The 16946-nt window shown below is 58.0% G+C and carries 17 protein-coding genes; 10 read left to right on the forward strand and 7 right to left on the reverse strand.

The features are described 5' to 3' along the window. Positions 1 to 36 precede the first annotated feature (36 nt). The 4 genes from ACJ8HH_RS21145 to ACJ8HH_RS21160 form a co-directional block, all read right to left on the reverse strand. A complete protein-coding gene (locus ACJ8HH_RS21145; protein ID WP_060388431.1) occupies positions 37 to 375 on the reverse strand; it encodes a hypothetical protein in 339 nt (112 codons plus the stop codon). 14 nt (positions 376 to 389) lie between these two features. Beyond that, positions 390 to 659 (reverse strand): hypothetical protein, encoded by a 270-nt coding sequence (locus ACJ8HH_RS21150; RefSeq protein WP_033649358.1) that lies wholly within the window; start codon positions 657 to 659, stop codon positions 390 to 392. 174 nt (positions 660 to 833) lie between these two features. Next, the gene (gene iolB / locus ACJ8HH_RS21155; protein WP_033636349.1) at positions 834 to 1655 is read right to left on the reverse strand and encodes a 5-deoxy-glucuronate isomerase; all 822 of its coding nucleotides are present in this window, start codon (positions 1653 to 1655) and stop codon (positions 834 to 836) included. Positions 1656 to 1732: 77 nt separating this feature from the next. After that, positions 1733 to 3238 carry a CoA-acylating methylmalonate-semialdehyde dehydrogenase gene (locus tag ACJ8HH_RS21160; protein ID WP_033649359.1) on the reverse strand — a complete coding sequence of 502 codons (1506 nt, stop codon included), beginning with the start codon at positions 3236 to 3238 and terminating at the stop codon, positions 1733 to 1735. Between the two features lie 556 nt (positions 3239 to 3794). Here ACJ8HH_RS21160 and ACJ8HH_RS21165 point away from each other — a divergent pair. Both ACJ8HH_RS21165 and ACJ8HH_RS21170 read left to right on the forward strand, forming a co-directional pair. Further along, positions 3795 to 5237, forward strand: coding sequence for a sugar porter family MFS transporter (locus ACJ8HH_RS21165; protein WP_033636350.1), 1443 nt, complete (start codon positions 3795 to 3797; stop codon positions 5235 to 5237). Between the two features lie 32 nt (positions 5238 to 5269). Then, positions 5270 to 6106 (forward strand): TIM barrel protein, encoded by an 837-nt coding sequence (locus ACJ8HH_RS21170; RefSeq protein WP_041037070.1) that lies wholly within the window; start codon positions 5270 to 5272, stop codon positions 6104 to 6106. A gap of 36 nt (positions 6107 to 6142) precedes the next feature. On the opposite strand, the gene fetB is transcribed toward ACJ8HH_RS21170, so the two are convergent. The 3 genes from fetB to ACJ8HH_RS21185 all read right to left on the reverse strand — a co-directional run bounded on the left by fetB (position 6143) and on the right by ACJ8HH_RS21185 (position 8058). Continuing rightward, a complete protein-coding gene (gene fetB / locus ACJ8HH_RS21175) occupies positions 6143 to 6916 on the reverse strand; it encodes an iron efflux ABC transporter permease subunit FetB (protein ID WP_004930878.1) in 774 nt (257 codons plus the stop codon). Continuing rightward, entirely contained in the window at positions 6903 to 7580 is a 678-nt protein-coding gene (fetA, locus tag ACJ8HH_RS21180) for an iron efflux ABC transporter ATP-binding subunit FetA (protein ID WP_033636353.1), read from the reverse strand. Before fetA ends, fetB begins: the two co-directional genes overlap by 14 nt. A gap of 190 nt (positions 7581 to 7770) precedes the next feature. Next, positions 7771 to 8058 (reverse strand): FaeA/PapI family transcriptional regulator, encoded by a 288-nt coding sequence (locus tag ACJ8HH_RS21185; protein ID WP_033649362.1) that lies wholly within the window; start codon positions 8056 to 8058, stop codon positions 7771 to 7773. 1116 nt (positions 8059 to 9174) lie between these two features. Here ACJ8HH_RS21185 and ACJ8HH_RS21190 point away from each other — a divergent pair. The 8 genes from ACJ8HH_RS21190 to ACJ8HH_RS21225 all read left to right on the forward strand — a co-directional run bounded on the left by ACJ8HH_RS21190 (position 9175) and on the right by ACJ8HH_RS21225 (position 16523). Next, a complete protein-coding gene (locus tag ACJ8HH_RS21190) occupies positions 9175 to 9711 on the forward strand; it encodes a fimbrial protein (RefSeq protein ID WP_033636355.1) in 537 nt (178 codons plus the stop codon). Between the two features lie 88 nt (positions 9712 to 9799). Next, positions 9800 to 10351, forward strand: a complete 552-nt coding sequence (locus tag ACJ8HH_RS21195) for a fimbrial protein (protein WP_033649363.1) — start codon at positions 9800 to 9802, stop codon at positions 10349 to 10351. Positions 10352 to 10430: 79 nt separating this feature from the next. Next, positions 10431 to 12932 (forward strand): fimbria/pilus outer membrane usher protein, encoded by a 2502-nt coding sequence (locus tag ACJ8HH_RS21200; protein ID WP_060438262.1) that lies wholly within the window; start codon positions 10431 to 10433, stop codon positions 12930 to 12932. Between the two features lie 30 nt (positions 12933 to 12962). Beyond that, complete coding sequence (locus ACJ8HH_RS21205; protein WP_060420137.1) at positions 12963 to 13706, forward strand: fimbrial biogenesis chaperone; 744 nt, start codon at positions 12963 to 12965, stop codon at positions 13704 to 13706. 11 nt (positions 13707 to 13717) lie between these two features. Beyond that, entirely contained in the window at positions 13718 to 14329 is a 612-nt protein-coding gene (locus ACJ8HH_RS21210) for a fimbrial protein (protein WP_060452083.1), read from the forward strand. Further along, a complete protein-coding gene (locus ACJ8HH_RS21215; RefSeq protein WP_049235320.1) occupies positions 14307 to 15251 on the forward strand; it encodes a fimbrial protein in 945 nt (314 codons plus the stop codon). Before ACJ8HH_RS21210 ends, ACJ8HH_RS21215 begins: the two co-directional genes overlap by 23 nt. Then, positions 15251 to 15790 (forward strand): fimbrial protein, encoded by a 540-nt coding sequence (locus ACJ8HH_RS21220; protein ID WP_086556970.1) that lies wholly within the window; start codon positions 15251 to 15253, stop codon positions 15788 to 15790. Before ACJ8HH_RS21215 ends, ACJ8HH_RS21220 begins: the two co-directional genes overlap by 1 nt. 109 nt (positions 15791 to 15899) lie before the next feature. Then, positions 15900 to 16523, forward strand: coding sequence for a helix-turn-helix transcriptional regulator (locus ACJ8HH_RS21225; RefSeq protein ID WP_060452082.1), 624 nt, complete (start codon positions 15900 to 15902; stop codon positions 16521 to 16523). Positions 16524 to 16946 lie beyond the last annotated feature (423 nt).

Consider the following 16946-nt stretch of genomic DNA (forward strand, 5'->3'; position numbering starts at 1 on the left):
GGGGGAACGCGCCCGACAGGCTCGGGCGCGGCGGGGTTATTGCAGCAACAAATAGCGGTAGAGCGCGCTTTCCAGATCCTGCTTCATGCTGATGAAAAGCAGAATCTCCACCGTCTGGCCGCCGTAGTCATAGATGACGCGGTATTCGCTGTCGGGATCCAATCGCTCGTGCAACCGTCCCCCCATGCCCGCCAGCACGGCGTTGAAGCGGTAGCAGGCAGGATCGTCGGCAATTGCCGCGAGGGACGATAACAACAGATTGTCCACGAACACCCCGGCCGCGACTGCTCCTATCGTTCCGCTCTTATAAGACTCGATGTCTTTCAGGCTCCATTCCGCCGCCGGCGCGACGGTAAAACGTATTTCCTGGGGCATCCTGCACCTCGGGCCTATTTCCGCGCGTCACGCAGCCGCTGCAAGGTTTCTTCGGGCGACAGACCACGCTGATTTTTAATCTCTTGCTTCGCCAGCATAGTCAGTTTCAACAACGCGTTGGACTGGCGCTCCAGATTGCGTTCCCGAATTTCGGCCTCTCTCTCAGCCGCCGTTTGTACAAACAGCTCGGCAACACCATTTTTTGTGACGTAAACCCCGCCTTCAAACAGGTCGGGCGAACCTAATCCTTCGCGCGCCGCTTTTTGGGACATGGTAGTCGTCATGGTTCTTCCTCCTGTGTACCGGCAATTTCGTTGCATAACAGCGGTTCGTTAGATTCACTCAGCCAGGGAGCGATCGCGTGCGAACAGATTATCATTTGAGCAAGATGGAGGGAAAATTTAGGTCAAATTTATACCCTGATAAAGAATAAGCCCGGCAAGCCGGGCCTCAGGCGCTTATTGCGCGGCGGGATAGCCGTCGCCGTTAATCCAGGCGTGGTCTTTTTCCCAGGTGAATTTCCATTGCCGCACCGGCCCGGCCATCACGTTGAGATAATAGTTGTCGTAGCCCGCCAGGGTCGCCACCGGGTGATAACCGCGTGGCACTTTCACTACGTCCCGATTGTAGACCGGCATGCATTCGTCGAGCGTGCGATCGTCGGTATAGACGCGCTGCATGCAGAATCCCTGCTCCGGCTGAATGCGGTGATAATACGTCTCTTCCAGATAGGTTTCGTCCGGTGAGTCTTCCCGATCGTGCTTGTGGCTCGGGTAGGAACTGGTGTTGCCCTCGTCGGTGTAAACCTCCACCACCAGCAGACTGTCGGCCGGCTCGCTGTCCGGTAGAATGTTGTGCACCAACCGCTGGTTGCGCCCCTTGCCGCGCCGCTCCACGCCGATATCCGCCGGCGTAATCAGCCGTGAAGGCAGGTGGCCGCTGCCGGGCGCGCTGCACACCGCCAGCTCCAGATCGGTTTCTGCCCGCACGTCGATGCGATCGTGGTGCGGCACATACACCGCGTAAGGCGGCGTGCGCTCGAACGGGCTCATGCGTTTGCCGATATGCGGGTATTCGGCGCGCAGCGTGGCGACGGAGGCGATACCGGCCACCAGCACCAGGCACAGCTCCTTGTCACCGCACTCCAGCTGCAGCGACTGCCCGGCGGCCAGGCGATAAACGTCGAAACCGACATAGCGCCACCCGGCATTTTCCGGCGTCACGTGCTGAATACGCCCCTCGGCGTTCGGCGTCTGACATTTGGCAAGCAGTGAAGACATCTCGATTCTCCTGTTAACTCCCCGTGCAAAGGCCGTTGCCCCGAAGGAGCAACGGCCCGCTCATACTTTGCGATCGCTTAACCCAGCGTCGGCATGCTGAATTCGGACACCGTCTGCTGCCCGGCCGGCCAGCGCGCGGTGGCGGTCTTCATGCGCGTGTAGAAGCGCACGCCGTCGGTGCCGTGCACGTTAAGCGCGCCGAACACCGAGCGCTTCCAGCCGCCGAAGCTGTGGAACGCCATCGGCACCGGCACCGGCACGTTGACGCCGACCATCCCGGCCTGCACTTCCTGCACGAACTGGCGCGCGTAGTGGCCGCTGCCGGTAAAGATGGCGCTGCCGTTGCCAAACTCGTGGCCGTTCACCGTGTCGATGGCGCTGCGGTAATCCGGCACCCGCACGATGCCCAGCACCGGCCCGAAGATCTCTTCGCGGTAGATGCGCATGTTCGGCTTCACATGGTCGAACAGCGTGCCGCCGACGTAGTAGCCTTCAGGATAGCCCGGCACCTGATAATTGCGGCCGTCGGCCACCAGGGTGGCGCCTTCTTCCACGCCCAGATCGATGTAGCCCAGCACCTTTTTCTGGTGGGCGGACGACACCAGCGGCCCCATTTCATTCTCTTCACCGCCCTGCTGCAAGCCCGGCCCGACGCGCAGCTGCGCGATCAGCGGCTTCAGTTTGGCGATCAGTTTATCGGCGGTGTCGTCACCGACCACCACGGCGATCGGCAGCGCCATGCAGCGCTCGCCGGCGGAGCCGAACGCGCCGCCCATCAGCGCGTTGACCGTGGCGTCCAGATCGGCGTCCGGCATGACGATCGCCTGGTTCTTCGCCGCGCCGAAGGCCTGCACCCGCTTGCCGTGCGCGCTGGCGGTGGTGTAAATATGTTCCGCCACGGTGGAGGAGCCGACGAAGCTCACCGCCTGAATGCGCGGATCGGTGCACAGCTGCGCCGCGTCTTCATTGGCGCAGTGCACCACGTTGAACACGCCGTCCGGCAGGCCGGCTTCTTTCAGCAGTTCCGCCAGGCGCACCGAGGCGGAAGGCACCAGCGCCGGCGGCTTGAGGATGAAGGTGTTGCCGCAGGCCAGCGCGATAGGGAACATCCACATCGGCACCATCGCCGGGAAGTTGAACGGGGTAATGCCCGCCACCACGCCCAGCGGCTGCATCAGCGAGAAGCTGTCGACGCCACTGCCGACGTCCGGCGAATACTCGCCCTTGATCAGATGCGGGATGCCGCAGGCGAATTCGACCACTTCCATGCCGCGCGTCAGTTCGCCCAGCGCATCCGAGTACACCTTGCCGTGCTCGCTGACGATAAGCTCGGCCAGCTCGTCGCGGTGCTGTTCCAGCAGCGCCTTGAAATTGAACATGATGCGCGCGCGGCGCAGCGGCGTGGTGCGCGACCAATCGGCAAACGCCCGATGGGCCACGTCGATGGCCTGCTTGACTTCGGCGGCGGTGCTCTGCGTGACGCGCCGCTCAACCTGCCCGCTGGCCGGGTTGTGCACGTCGACGGTTTGATTGCTGCTGCTCAGGCACACCTGCCCGTCAATAAAGTTACCCACGGTTTTCATGTCACGCCCTCTTTTCAAGTCCGCTGTCGCCTGGCCACTCGCCGGCGGCGCGGCGTTAATCGTCCCGCTCGCCAAACCCCGTCGGCAAGCCGGCTACATCCTGACCGGATGCAGCAAACTCTATTTCATTGAAAAAAAAGTTTCAAATAAATTGTTTTGAAAAATTTGTTTTTAGTGCGTGAGGTCGCAATTTTGCGGTGTCGATCGGGTTGGCGCTTTCATTACCGCGCCAGGGAAAGCGTAACGGCGCAGGAGAAACCAGGGGCAATACACACTGACTTTGCTACAGAAAACCCGCACCGCGCCTGCCCTGTCGCCGTTACCGCCCGCCCCAGAACGCCCAAGGCGCCCGGATCGCTCGCGACGGTTTTTTTTGAACTGGATCTAAAAATCAATATTCCATTATTCACTAATTATGAAATAAATGTTCTTGTTTGTTCCAGCATTTATCGACGACATCGCCTTGATGACAGGCACGGTTCACACCCTTCCGCTCGCCCTCTTCCCGATAACCCAACCGTGCGGACGGAAGCCAGGATAAAAATCGGAGCAACACATGTCATATCAGCGTAAGCACAATACCGGCTACATATTGCGAATTTGCGGCATCGCCGCCCTGGGCGGCATTCTGTTCGGCTACGATACCGCCGTGATCTCCGGCGCGATCGAAGCGCTGAAAACCTATTTCAATCTCAGCCCGGCCGAAACCGGTTGGGCAGTCTCCAACGTGGTGATCGGCTGCGTGGTCGGCGCCTTCGCCGCCGGGCCGCTAGCGGCGCGCTGGGGCCGTAAAAAGGCGCTGATGCTGGCGGCGCTGCTGTTCACCGTTTCCGCCGTCGGCGCAGCCTTGGCCCCGACCTTCACCTGGTTCGTCATCTACCGCATCATCGGCGGGCTGGCGGTCGGCATCGCCGCCACCGTGTCGCCGATGTACATGTCGGAAGTGTCGCCAAAGGACATGCGCGGGCGCGCGCTCAGTATGCAGCAGTTCGCCATCGTGTTCGGTCAGATCGTGATTTTCTACGTCAACTTCAAAATCGCCAGCCTCGCCAGCGAAGCCTGGCTGGTGGAAATGGGCTGGCGCTGGATGTTCGCCTCGGGCGTCATCCCCTGCATTCTGTTCTGCATCCTGGTGTTCGTCATTCCTGAGTCGCCGCGCTGGAACGTGATGATGGGCCGCGACGATCAGGCGCTGGCGATGTTGACCAAGGTTTCCAACGCCGCCCACGCGCAGAATCTGCTGAAAGAAATCAAAGACTCGCTGCAGCAGGATCAACAGCAGCGGCATCGGAAGCTGAACTACGGCGATGTGCGGGTGCGTTTCATCCTGTTCGTCGGCTGCATGATCGCCATGCTGCAGCAGGTGACCGGCGTCAACGTAATGATGTATTACGCGCCGGTGGTGCTGAAAACCGTCACCGAAAACGCGCAGGAAGCGCTGTTTCAGACCATCTGGATCGGCGTGCTGCAGCTGGTCGGTTCGGTCATCGGCGCCATGCTGATGGATCGCATGGGCCGCATTCCGCTGATGCGTTACGGCACGCTGGGCGCCATCGCCGGCCTGCTGCTCACCTCGTACGCGCTCTACACTCAGGCCACCGGCTATTTCGCGCTGTTCGGCATGCTGTTCTTCATGGTGTTTTATGCGCTGTCCTGGGGCGTCGGCGCCTGGGTGCTGGTGTCGGAAATCTTCCCGAACCGCATGCGCGCGCAGGGGATGAGCATCGCCGTCGGCTGCATGTGGGTCGCTAACTTCGCGGTGTCGCAGTCGTTCCCGATGATCAACGACCACCCTTACCTGTTCTCGCATTTCCACGGCGCCTTCCCGATGTGGATCTTCGCCGCCTGCTGCCTGTTCAGCTACTGGTTCATCGGCCGCTATATTCCGGAAACCAAAGGCGTCTCGCTGGAAAAAATGGAGCAGGTAGTGCTGGCCAAACGCCACCGCCACCCCCTGCCCGACGGCAAGCCGCTGCCGCTGGAAAACGGCAAATCCTGATCTCTCAACCCTGACCGCTGGAGTAATGCCTCATGACCATTGCACTGGACCGCTTCTGCATTAACCGCAAGATCGCGCCGAATCTCGATCTGGACAGTTTTTTCCGCCTGGTGAAACGCTGCGGGCTCAGTAAGGTTGAGCTGCGCAACGATATGCCCAGCGGCAAGGTGACCGACGATCTGAGCGACGCGCAGCTCAATGCGCTCGCTGCGCAATACGGCATCGAGATCGTCACGATCAACGCCCTCGGCATGTTCAATCTGATGGACAACCCGGCGGCGCTGCAGCAGCGCGCCGAAGCGTTGCTGGCGCAGGCGCAGGCCATCCACAGCCGGGCGCTGGTGCTATGCCCGCACTGCAGCGCCGATGACACGCGCAGCGAGCAGCAAAAACGCGACGACACCCTCGCCGCGCTGCGGCTGCTGGCGCCGCTGTTTGCCCGCTATGGCGTGCAGGGGTACGTCGAGCCGCTGGGCTTCGGCATCAGCTCGCTGCGATCGTCGCTGCTGACCCAGGCGCTCATCCGCGATTCGGGCGCGCCGTACCGCATCGTGCTCGATACTTTCCACCACTATTTAAGCGGTGTGGCGCAGGCCGACTTCGACGCGCAGATCCAGGTGGCGCAGATCGGCCTGGTGCATCTGTCCGGCGTGGAGGATGGGCGGGATAAAGGCGCGCTGAGCGACGAAGAGCGCATCATGTTGAGCGAGGGCGATCGGCTGGAGAGCCGCCGCCAGGTGCAAAACCTGGAACGCCTGGGCTACACCGGCGTCTATGCCTTCGAGCCCTTCTCTTCGCAGCTGGGCAGCTGGAGCGAGGCGGATATCGAACGGGAAATCCGCCAGAGCATCGCCCTGCTGCAAGGGTAAAAAAAACGGCCTCCGCGGAGGCCGTTTTTCATGGCGTTACTTCAGGTTGCCGACCACCAGCTGGTGGCGCGCGTTGTAAAACTTACGGTAGGCCAGATAGCAGGCGATGATGGTCGACAGGCTGGCGGTGGAAAGCAGCATGAAGGTCACCATAATCTGGTATTTGATCGCTTTCACCGGATCGATGCCGGCGAAGATCAGCCCGGACATCATGCCCGGCAGGCTGACCAGCCCAACGGTTTTCGCCGAGTCCACGGTCGGGATCAGCGAAGCGCGGATGCTGTCGCGGATCAGCGCCGCCGAAGCGAACTTGGGCGTCGCCCCCAGGCTGAGCATCTCCTGAATCTTCTGCTGCTCGCTTTTGAAACGCTGGCCGAGGTTGGTGTAGCACAATCCCACCGCCACCATGGCGTTACCGGCGATCATCCCGGAGATGGGGATTACCTGCATCGGCGTAAATTCGATGGAGCCAGTCAAGACCAGCACCGCCAGCGTCAGCACCGCGCCGGTGGTGATGGCGATAAACGACGTCACGAACGCGTGTTCGACGTACTTGCTGCGTTTCTTGGCGTTGTAGGCCGCGTTAAAGCAGATGAACAGCACCATCAACACGGTGAGCACCGCGTTATCCAGATCGAAAATGTACTTCAGCACGTAGCCGACGATGATCAGCTGCACCACCGCGCGGCAGATGCTCCAGATAATGTCCTTTTCCAGCGCCAGCTTTTCCCGGTGGCTGATCAGAATGGCGACCACCACCAGCACCATCGACAAGCCTAAGGATTCGTTGGTGATGTTATGCTGATTCATGCTGTTGCTCCTGTTGCTCGGCGCCGTGCGCGCGCAGGGTGATCACCTCGTCCGCATGCGCTATCTCTTCGGTATCGTGCGTCACCCACAGCACCGCCAGCCGGTGCTCCGCCACCAGCTGATGCACTATCTCATTGACGTTGCGCTTATTTTCCTCGTCCAGCGCGCTGGTGATCTCATCGAGCAACAGCACCCGGGGCATAAACTGCAGGTTGCGGATCAGGGACACGCGCTGCTTCTCCCCGCCGGACAGCTCATTGATGCTTTTGGTCAGCATCGCCTCCGGCAGCCCGAAACGCGCCAGATCGGCCTGCATTTTTCGTTCATCCGGCGACTGTTGACGGATCTGGTAGGGCAGCGCCAGATTGTCGTAAACCGTATTGCCGAACAGCGCCGGCGTCTGGAAGCAGTAAGAAACCTGTTTGCGATACGCCTCCGGCGACATCTCGGCGATCGCTCGTCCGTCGAAATAGAGGTTTCCGCTGGTCGGATCCATTAAGGAAGAGATGATTTTCAGCAGGGTGCTTTTCCCGCAGCCGGAAGGCCCGGTGATCAGTTTGAACTCGCCTTCACCCAGCGTGAAAGAGACGGAGTCCAGGATCACCTGGTTGTCTATTTGATAATGAATATCATCCAATCTCAGTATGTCTTTCTTTTCCTTCATTACGATGCCGGCTCCCTACACCTGTTCCCGTCTGAGCGATAAGTATATGGCCGCAAAAAACATATTAGCAATGCCTGTGCGGATGGCAGCGAGCGGAGAGGAGGATTGACGGAGCAAAACGCCCCGTCAAATAATAAATTTTACTAATGATTAGCTGTAGGAATAGTCAAAAGCGACCGCCAGGGTCGAATCACTCTTTTTTTATCGCCGCCTGTTCGTCGCAGCTGTACCAGCGTAGAGAATTGTTGATGCTGCGGTGGGTGCAGCGAACCTTGCCCTCCTTTTCCAGCGCCAGCAGCAGGGTGCGGGTGGTATAAATGTTTTCGCCGCATTTATCCGCCAGCTCGCGCGTCTTCGGCCACTGCTCCGGCGGGGGATGCAGGCCCCCGGCCCCTTCCACAAGATCCCGGCACAATCCCCGCAACACATCCAGCATCAGCGATTTTCTACTTTCAAACGTTTTCGGCACCTTGGCCATAGCATTCCTCCTGAGTGGTTACTGCTGAGCCCCCGTTCATGACTGCACGTCAGTGATGCGCAGGGGCATAAATCACGGCGGCGTCCGCGCAAACGACGTTGTTCCGATAAAATAGACCTGGCGCTGTCTATCACCGCGCGAATGAATATTTATTAATGAATCCAACCTTTGCCGATAAAATGTCATGCATTGTTCCTCGGATTTTTCACTAGGATTTTTCTGTGCAATTTTTTTCATGGTTATCATGATATGAAGATGTTTAAACAATCCCATAACGAACTGTGAATACATAATTACCAACATTGTCAACGCATGCGCCTTACATCTGTTAAATGCATTAATCGCAGTAATCATTCCATCGTTCATCCTTTGATTATCACTTAGGTCATTATTATGTAATGCCTACTGCATCACCTGCCCTTTTCTGGTTAATCACAATGGGTTAAATAACATAAGCGCGTCCAAAAAATAGCATCTGATAAGAATAATCTTCCCCCTGCCTTGTTGTTATTTTTTTGTTAACGACTCTTCGACAAACCATCGACAACCCAGGAATAGGCGGTGGAACACCATAGGGACAACTAACCACACAAAATCATACAAAACAAATGCTTATGTTTTTCATTTTGTTTCATAAAGAAAATTCTTCAATGTTCGTCAAAGCGTAATATTAGCAAAGCGATATTGCGCATTGTAGGGCAACCGCTATTACAGTCGATCTAATATCTCGCATAACCCTATTTATTCAGTCATTTATTCTGGATAATATTTACATACGATCTATTGGTTTTTGATCTTATATTTAACTTTTTCCTTTTGGTTTTATATTCTGAATTTGAGTTATTTCAACAAAATCTATTTCCAAGCAATGCTATTGTTTGCAAGAATATTCCCAGCAAAACGCCATACTGATATTCGGGTTTTAAAATCAAATAAAACCGACCAAACATCACATAACCATTTCGTTATTAAAAGCAAATAACGAAAAGTGTGCGTATTGCCCAAAGCAAAAGGATCTGGCTCCCATCGCAGTGCGGCTAACAGGGCGTTGCTGCTCTGCGGGGATTTAGGTGTGCTTTTCTTTTTATTTAAATACTCTCTACAGGAACCTGAGAAATGAAACTGAATAAATTAATGCTGGCGACCGCCATTGCTTTTTCTACCGCCTCCGTTGCACATGCGGCGCCGACCCCGAACCAGGGCAGCGGCACCGTGACCTTTAGCGGTGAAATTATCGATGCGCCTTGCAGCATCACGCCGGACTCCGTCGATCAAACCGTCCCGATGGGCCAGATCAGCAGCCGCATCCTGGCCAAAGAAGGCAAATCCAGCGCCGAACCCTTCAGCATTGAGCTGAAAGACTGCGCGCTCAACACCATGAAAAACGTCAAGGTGACCTTCACCGGCACGCCGGATGCCGTCAACAGCAAATTGCTGGCGCTGAGCGGTTCCGCCAGCGGCGCGGGCATCGTGATTTACGACCAGCTGCACGCCAAGGAAGTTGAGCTGGGCACCGCAACGGACGGCCAGGGCCTGAACGAAGGCAACAACGCCCTGAAATTCGCCGCATACCTGCAAGGCAACAGCGCTTCCGGCGCCGTCGTGCCGGGCCAGTTCACCAGCGTGGCGAACTTTACCCTGGCTTATCAGTAAGCCTCGTTGGGGATGCCGGCGCGGGCATCCCCATGCTTAACGACGCCGGCTCCGGCAAAGGAACCGATCTCGACAGGGAGAAGCCAGCATGACCATCCATTGGCGAGGCGCATTGCTGATCGCGCTCAGCATCGGCAGCGCTAGCGCCACGGCGAAAACTCAGGGCCACGGCAAAGTCAGCCTGGGCGGCGAAATCGTCGAAACGCCGTGCAACATCGCCGGCGACAGTTTGGATCAAACCGTTGATTTCGGGCTGGTTTCAATGAGCGACGCCGGGCGAGATGCCCAGCCGAGCCTCATCGGCAGCCGCCGCCACTTCGCCATCAGGTTGGTGAACTGCGAACTGGCCAGCCAGATAAAGCCCGATTTTATTTATCGCGCGGCCAACCTCACCTTCAGCGGCATCGCGGATAGCCAAGATCCGCAATGGCTCGCCGTCCATGGCGAGGCGCGCGGCATGGCTATCGAGTTGCTGACCGACGCCGGCACCCCGATCCCGCTCGGCAGCACGACGGCGGATTATCTGATCGTTGCCGGCGATAACACGCTGCGCTTTGGCGCCCAGCTGCGCATTCACCCCGACAGGGCACGGGCGGGCGGTTTCAGCTCATTGGCCAAATTCACCCTGTCTTATCTGTAGCCGGTTTTCGTTAGGAACGCTGTACAGCATTACGTATTCAGGTCTTACGGGATGACCTGCTATTAGGCGCGGATTTGCCATGAGTGATCATTCTATGACGTCTTTACTGACAATAAAAAAAACGCCCATCATCGTCATTCTCTCTGTTCTCTGGGCAAAAACGGTCTTTTCCGCCACGGAATTCAATACCGACGTGTTGGATATTGGCGAACGCAGCAAAGTGGACTTATCCCGCTTTTCCGACGCCGATTACGTCATGCCGGGCACCTATCTGCTGGATATCAAAATCAACCAGAAAACGCTGCCCCAGCGCAGCATTCAGTATTTCCCGTCGCCGGATAACAAGAGCGGCAGCCAGGTGTGCCTGCCGCCTGACCTGGTGGAAAAAATGGCGCTGAAAGAAGAAGCGGCCAAAAAAGTCACCCTGTGGCGCGACAACCAGTGTGCCGACATTCGCGGCATCAAAGGCGCAGCGGTTTCCGATCGCATCAGCGGCGGCGTGCTGGCGATCACCATTCCGCAGGCCTGGATGAAATACTCCGATCCCGACTGGACGCCGCCCGAGCAGTGGGACGATGGCATCCCCGGCGTGCTGCTGGATTACAATCTCAGCGGCCAAATCGGTAAACAGCACCACGACAACGGCACCGCCGAAAGCCTCAGCAGCTACGGTACATTGGGCGCCAACCTGGGCGCCTGGCGCCTGCGCGCCGATTATCAGACCGATTTCAACCAACAATACGGCCGGCGCGACAGCAATTTCGACTGGAATCAGATCTACGCATACCGCGCGCTGCCGATGCAGGCCGCCAGGCTGACGCTGGGTGAAACCTACCTGAATTCGCCGGTGTTCGACGCCTACCGTTTTACCGGCCTCAACCTCGCCAGCGACGAGCGCATGCTGCCGCCCAACCTGCAGGGTTACGCGCCAGAAGTACGCGGCATCGCCAAAAGCAACGCGCGGATCACCGTCTCTCAGGAAGGCCGCACGCTGTATCAAACCACGGTGCCCGCCGGGCCGTTCGCCATTCAGGATCTCAGCAGCTCGGTACGCGGCAAACTGGATGTGAAAGTGGAAGAACAAGACGGCAGTGTTTCCACTTTTCAGGTAGATACCGCCAGCATTCCTTATCTGACCCGCCCCGGCTACGTGCGCTATAACGTGGCGCTGGGCAAGCCGTCTGCCTACGATCACCGCACGCAAGGGCCGGTGTTCTCCGCCGGCGATTTCTCCTGGGGCTTGAGCAACGCCTGGTCGCTGTATGGCGGCGCGCTGCTCGGCGGCGATTACAACGCCTGGGCTCTCGGCCTGGGGCGCGACCTGAACCTGTTCGGCGCCCTGTCGGTGGACGCCACGCAGTCGATCGCGCGCCTGCCCGATGAACCCAGCGCCAAAGGCATGTCATTCAAGGTCAACTACGCCAAGCGTTTCGACGAGCTCAACGGCCAAATCACCTTTGCCGGCTACCGCTTTTCGCAGCGCAAATTTATGACCATGTCGCAGTACCTGCAGGCGCGCTACGGCGACATTGACGATCGCTACAGCGGCCGACAAAAAGAGTTGTATACCGTCACCGCCAGCAAAACCTTTATGGCGGAGGACAGCGCTCAGGCGATCACCGCTTATCTGACCTACTCACACCAGACTTACTGGGACGCAGGCGCGCAAAACCGCTACGGCATGTCGACCAGCAAGCTGTTCGACTTCGGCGGGATCAGCAACATCACCGCCTCGTTGGCGGCCTATCGCACTCACTATCGGGGCCGCACCGACGATAGCGCGATGCTCAATTTCACCGTGCCTATCGGCGAGCACAACCGTCTGGGCTACGCGCTGCAGGTCAATAACCGCGACGTGACCCAAACGGCGACCTACACCGACAACAGCGACATCAACAATACCTGGCAGGTCGGCAGCGGCGTCACCCAGTCCGGCAAACCGACGGCGAGCGGTTACTACACCCATAACGCGTCGTTCGGCACGCTCAACGCCAACGCGTCTTATCAGCAGGGCAGTTACTCCTCGATAGGCGGAACTTTCCGCGGCGGCCTGACCGCTACCCGGCACGGCGTCGCCGCGCACCAGAACGCCGGCAACGGCGGCAGCCGCATGATGCTGGATACCAACGGCGTCGCCGGCGTGCCGATCAACAACGGCCGCGCTTACAGCAACCGCTTCGGATTGGCGGTGATCTCGGACATCACCAGCTACTACAACACCGATACGCGCATCGACGTCAACAAGCTGGCAGACGACGTTGAAGCCACGCGCGCGGTGGTGCAAGGCACGCTGACGGAAGGCGCCATCGGTTATCGCCACTTCGAGGTGGTGAAAGGCAGCAAGCTGTTAGCCACCATCAAACTGGCGGACGGCAGCGAACCGCCGTTCGGCGCCACGGTGCTGAGTGCAACCGGACGGGAGATCGCGGTGGTGAACGACGGCGGCTCGGTGTATCTGACCGGCGTCCAACCGGAAGAGCGGTTGGACGTCGCCTGGGAAGGCCGCCGTCAGTGCCGCATCGCCATCCCAGGCGCCGCCAAACCGCTGGACCGGCTGCTGTTGCCGTGCACCAAACCGTAATCCGCAACACATTGAGAGTAGACGCATAACATGAACAAACATTCGATAGCAGTAACCGTGGGCAGCCTGGCGTTGATGACGCTGGCTTCGACGGCCGACGCGGCGATCGCGTTGGATCGCACGCGCGCCATCTATGTGAGCGACGCCAAATCGATCAGCCTTAACATAACCAATGAGAACAAAGAGTTGCCTTTCCTTGCGCAGGCCTGGATCGAGAATGCGCAACATCAAAAGATCGTTTCGCCGCTGGTGGTATTGCCGCCATTGCAACGGGTGGAAGCCGGAGAACGCAGCGTCGTGCGCATTACCAAAACGCCGGAAGCCGAGCTATTGCCGCAAGATCGCGAATCGGTGTTTTATTTCAATTTGCGTGAAATTCCGCCCAAAAGCAGCAAAGCCAACGTGATGCAGCTGGCGCTGCAAACGCAGATCAAACTGTTCTTCCGCCCGAAGGCCATCGTCGCGCCGCAGGGTGAGATATGGCAAGAACAGCTGGTGTTCCACAAAACCGCCGACGGTTTCACCATCGAAAATCCGACGCCGTTCCACATCACGCTGACCGGCATCGCCCGTCAGACGCAGAAACAAGGCGGTGGCGCGATCGGCGATTTTCAGCCGGTGATGCTGTCCCCCAAATCCAGCGAAAAAGTGCGTTTGCGCGACCATGGGTTCGACGCCTTCGTCATCACCTATATCAATGATTTCGGCGGCCACCCCGAGTTGCGCTTCACCTGCAGCGCTAGCCTCTGCACCGCCGCACCCGGAAAAAAATAAGGAGATACGGCATGGCTGACTTCACCGGCCGCCTGCGGCCTCTGCTGATCGGCGCCTTGCTGCTCGGCAACGGCGCCGCAATGGCCTCTCCGCCGGGAGAGGTTCAGGGCACCAGCGGCACAGTCGGTTTTCAGGGCGCTCTGCTGAGCTCCCCCTGCAGCCTGGCGCCGGACAGCCGCGATCAGTCGGTCGATCTCGGTGAGATCGGTACGATCGCCTTCCGGCATGTCGGCGATCAAAGCGCGCCGGTACGTTTTCGTCTCGCCTTTACCCATTGCCTGCTGGGCGCCAAGGCGCTGGCAGACAATCCGGCCGGCATGCGCAACGGCGACGCCGGCCTGCTCTATCTGCGGGGGGAGCAGGCCGCCACGCTGGTGTTCCTCGGTGAAAGCGACCCCGACAATCCGCAGTTGCTGAGGCTGCACGGCGGCGTACAAGGCGTTGGCCTGCGGCTGAAAGATCAACGGGGCCGCGCATTGTCCCTCAACCAACCCGACGCCCCCTATGTCTTGCAGCCCGGCGGCAATACGTTGTGGTTCAGCGCTCAATTGGAATCAACCCGTCCGTTCATCGAAGCAAACCAATTCAAAGGAGTGGTGCATGTCCAGCTGGTCTATTTATAAACGCCTGGCGTTGCTGAGTTGCCTGGCGACGCCGTTCGGCGCTCAGGCGCTGGAATGCCACCTGAATACCGAGAACGGCATTACCGAAGAGAGCGAGGATATCGGCCGGTTGACCATACCGGCCACCTTACCGGTCGGCAGCCGGCTTTGGACCTCTAAACCGATGAGCCGCGACGTTATGTGCTGGGCGCACGCCAGCAAACCCAAGGGGGAATGGGTTTACTTCTATCCCAATCCGGACAACCGGCAGTTCGCCGCCGGCATCGCCATGGGGGTGATTTATAACGGCCGGGATCTCGGCTTGATCAACTCCCGAGTACAAACCGATATGTTTCGTACCCCCAAGCAACGGGAGCTCGGTCACGTCAACTATCAGGTTTATTTGCAAAAAACCGGAGAAATCACCGAAGGGGGCGCCAGTCAGATCGCCGTTTTTCAGCTCGATGGCGTAGGCGGCATCAACGTCCACCCGGGAAAAAATTACCGTTTCACCCTAACCGGGCTGGATAAAATCAAGGTGATCCAGTGCGCCGCTTCGGTGGAGCTTTCAACCCCGGAAGGCGTTGACTTCGGTGAGATCCCGACCTGGAAACCCAATGCGGGCACCGTAGCGAGCAAGGATTTCAGCATCTTGATCCGCAAAAACGGCTGCAGCGACAGCTTCGCGCTGGAGGCCAATTTCATGGTGAAAAACGGCACGCTGACCGACGCTACCGGCTTGAATATGGACAATGGTTCAACCTTGCGCATCCACGATAATTCCAACCCCAAATGGATTAAATACAATCAGTTCGACAGCTTTGCCGACATGAGTGGCCGCGATCAGGTGCAAAAATCCTACAGCGCCTCATTGCAGGCCAGCGGGGAAGGACAGGAAGGCAATTTCCGCAAGACCGTAATCTTGCTGATTAATTATATTTAATGGTGGTGATGATGAAGAGCTATCGGACAATCACCGCTCTGTGCGGCATCGGTTTTCTATTTTCCTCCGCAGTCGCGGCGGAAAATAAGGAAATAGACTTTTTCGGCTCCGTGGTAAGCAGACCCTGCAATATCGACCCGCAGTCTCTTCACCAGACCGTCGAGATGGATACGGTGTTGATCAAAACCTTGTACCGCTACGGCCACACCAACCCCGTGTCATTTTCCATTCGCTTAACCGACTGTAAAACCGCCGTTTTCAAATCGGTCACCGCCACCTTTACCGGCACCGAAGATGCCGAACTGCCGGGCAAGCTGGCGATCAACAATGGCGCCAACGGCGCCGCTATCGCGCTGTTTGACGGTGCTGGCAAAGCGATTGATCTGGGCACGCCGACCGATGCGGTGACATTGCAAGACGGCCCCAACGCCCTGAGGTTCAGCGCCTATGTCCAGGCCCGGCCGAGCGCGATGAAAGATAAAAGCCTTACCGAAGGCGAATTCAGTTCCGTCGCCAATTTTGTGCTGGCGTACCAATAAGCCCCGCACCGCCCCAGGGAAATCAGTAAAACGACCGGCGCGCGAACGCCGGCGATTGGCCGTCACCGTTCGCTCCGGCGCGGCGCCGCGGCCTTTTAAGGAGCCACCCATGCCAGATATTCGCTTCACGCTGTTCGACAGCGATAACTTCTACCAGCAGGGGCTACGCCTGCTGCTGCAGGACTATCTGCACTCCCTGAACGAATGCCAACGCCTGTACCCGCAGTTCTCGCCGTTGGCGCTGCAGGCGTTGGATAACATCGAAATCGTGTTCCGCACGCCGGAAGAGCGCTGGGGCTGCGCCTGCTGCTACCGGAGCCCCTACGGCATCCCGCGCCAGCGGCAGCTGACCTTGCTGATCCTCGACGACACGGCCCAGCAACAGATGAAAAACCTGTCTCCGCTGTTCAGCATCCACCGGCGCGACTCGGTTTACGCCATTCGCCTCAAGCTGCAGATGGCGCTGGAAAAATTCATTCAGCAGCCGTGGATGGCGCTGCACGCCGCCGACATATGGAAATGCCAGGCCTGCCGCCTCGCCGCGCTGAGCCACTGTGAGAAAAAGGTGCTGGGCCTGATGAGCAGCGGCATGTCCGCCTGCAGCATCGCCGGCCTGCTGCAGCGCAGCCAGAAAACCATCAGCGCCCACAAACGTTCGGCGATGCGCAAGCTGAACGTGCGCAAAAACAGCGAGTTGAATCGGGTGCTGCTGAATCAGCGGGAGTTGAATTAAGCGGTATGCGCGATAAGCGAATGAGAATCATCGGGCTGCGCCTAAACGCAGCCCATAACAGATTAACCAGCCATTCTCTTTTCAATGAAAGAGCCTAAACGTCAGCCATAAATCAAAGATTCGTGCATTGGCCTGTAATATCACTGCGCCAGGATTTACCTTTGTCCTTAACCTTGCAGTTATGGGCATCCCGGTGGCTAAGCACCTTCCCGGAACAGTTCTTTGCGCTATAACATGTGCCTGCGGCCGCAGACGCAGTCAGAGGTAGCAGTAAGCATGAAGCGAGAGTAATAACAATCGATAGACTTTTCATAACATATATCCTTATTCGTTCATATTTAAGTTTCATCGTTGTACATATCGCAGAATAAATCTGCTTACGTCTTTCTATCCTCAACCTATTTTGTTTAATACGCCTCCTTA

This window comes from Serratia sp. CY32780, from assembly GCF_052169135.1.
In the GTDB taxonomy this organism is placed as follows: Bacteria; Pseudomonadota; Gammaproteobacteria; order Enterobacterales; family Enterobacteriaceae; genus Serratia; species Serratia sarumanii.

Bases quoted from the DNA above. Each gene is read 5' to 3' on its own strand.
- ACJ8HH_RS21225 (WP_060452082.1), top strand. From the start codon at position 15,900: ATGCCAGATATTCGCTTCACGCTGTTCGACAGCGATAACTTCTACCAG.
- ACJ8HH_RS21170 (WP_041037070.1), top strand. From the start codon at position 5,270: ATGACCATTGCACTGGACCGCTTCTGCATTAACCGCAAGATCGCGCCG.
- ACJ8HH_RS21215 (WP_049235320.1), top strand. From the start codon at position 14,307: ATGTCCAGCTGGTCTATTTATAAACGCCTGGCGTTGCTGAGTTGCCTG.
- fetA (WP_033636353.1), bottom strand. From the start codon at position 7,580: ATGAAGGAAAAGAAAGACATACTGAGATTGGATGATATTCATTATCAA.
- ACJ8HH_RS21220 (WP_086556970.1), top strand. From the start codon at position 15,251: ATGGTGGTGATGATGAAGAGCTATCGGACAATCACCGCTCTGTGCGGC.
- ACJ8HH_RS21210 (WP_060452083.1), top strand. From the start codon at position 13,718: ATGGCTGACTTCACCGGCCGCCTGCGGCCTCTGCTGATCGGCGCCTTG.
- ACJ8HH_RS21195 (WP_033649363.1), top strand. From the start codon at position 9,800: ATGACCATCCATTGGCGAGGCGCATTGCTGATCGCGCTCAGCATCGGC.
- ACJ8HH_RS21190 (WP_033636355.1), top strand. From the start codon at position 9,175: ATGAAACTGAATAAATTAATGCTGGCGACCGCCATTGCTTTTTCTACC.
- fetB (WP_004930878.1), bottom strand. From the start codon at position 6,916: ATGAATCAGCATAACATCACCAACGAATCCTTAGGCTTGTCGATGGTG.
- ACJ8HH_RS21165 (WP_033636350.1), top strand. From the start codon at position 3,795: ATGTCATATCAGCGTAAGCACAATACCGGCTACATATTGCGAATTTGC.
- ACJ8HH_RS21185 (WP_033649362.1), bottom strand. From the start codon at position 8,058: ATGGCCAAGGTGCCGAAAACGTTTGAAAGTAGAAAATCGCTGATGCTG.
- ACJ8HH_RS21145 (WP_060388431.1), bottom strand. From the start codon at position 375: ATGCCCCAGGAAATACGTTTTACCGTCGCGCCGGCGGCGGAATGGAGC.
- ACJ8HH_RS21205 (WP_060420137.1), top strand. From the start codon at position 12,963: ATGAACAAACATTCGATAGCAGTAACCGTGGGCAGCCTGGCGTTGATG.
- ACJ8HH_RS21200 (WP_060438262.1), top strand. From the start codon at position 10,431: ATGAGTGATCATTCTATGACGTCTTTACTGACAATAAAAAAAACGCCC.
- ACJ8HH_RS21160 (WP_033649359.1), bottom strand. From the start codon at position 3,238: ATGAAAACCGTGGGTAACTTTATTGACGGGCAGGTGTGCCTGAGCAGC.
- ACJ8HH_RS21150 (WP_033649358.1), bottom strand. From the start codon at position 659: ATGACGACTACCATGTCCCAAAAAGCGGCGCGCGAAGGATTAGGTTCG.
- iolB (WP_033636349.1), bottom strand. From the start codon at position 1,655: ATGTCTTCACTGCTTGCCAAATGTCAGACGCCGAACGCCGAGGGGCGT.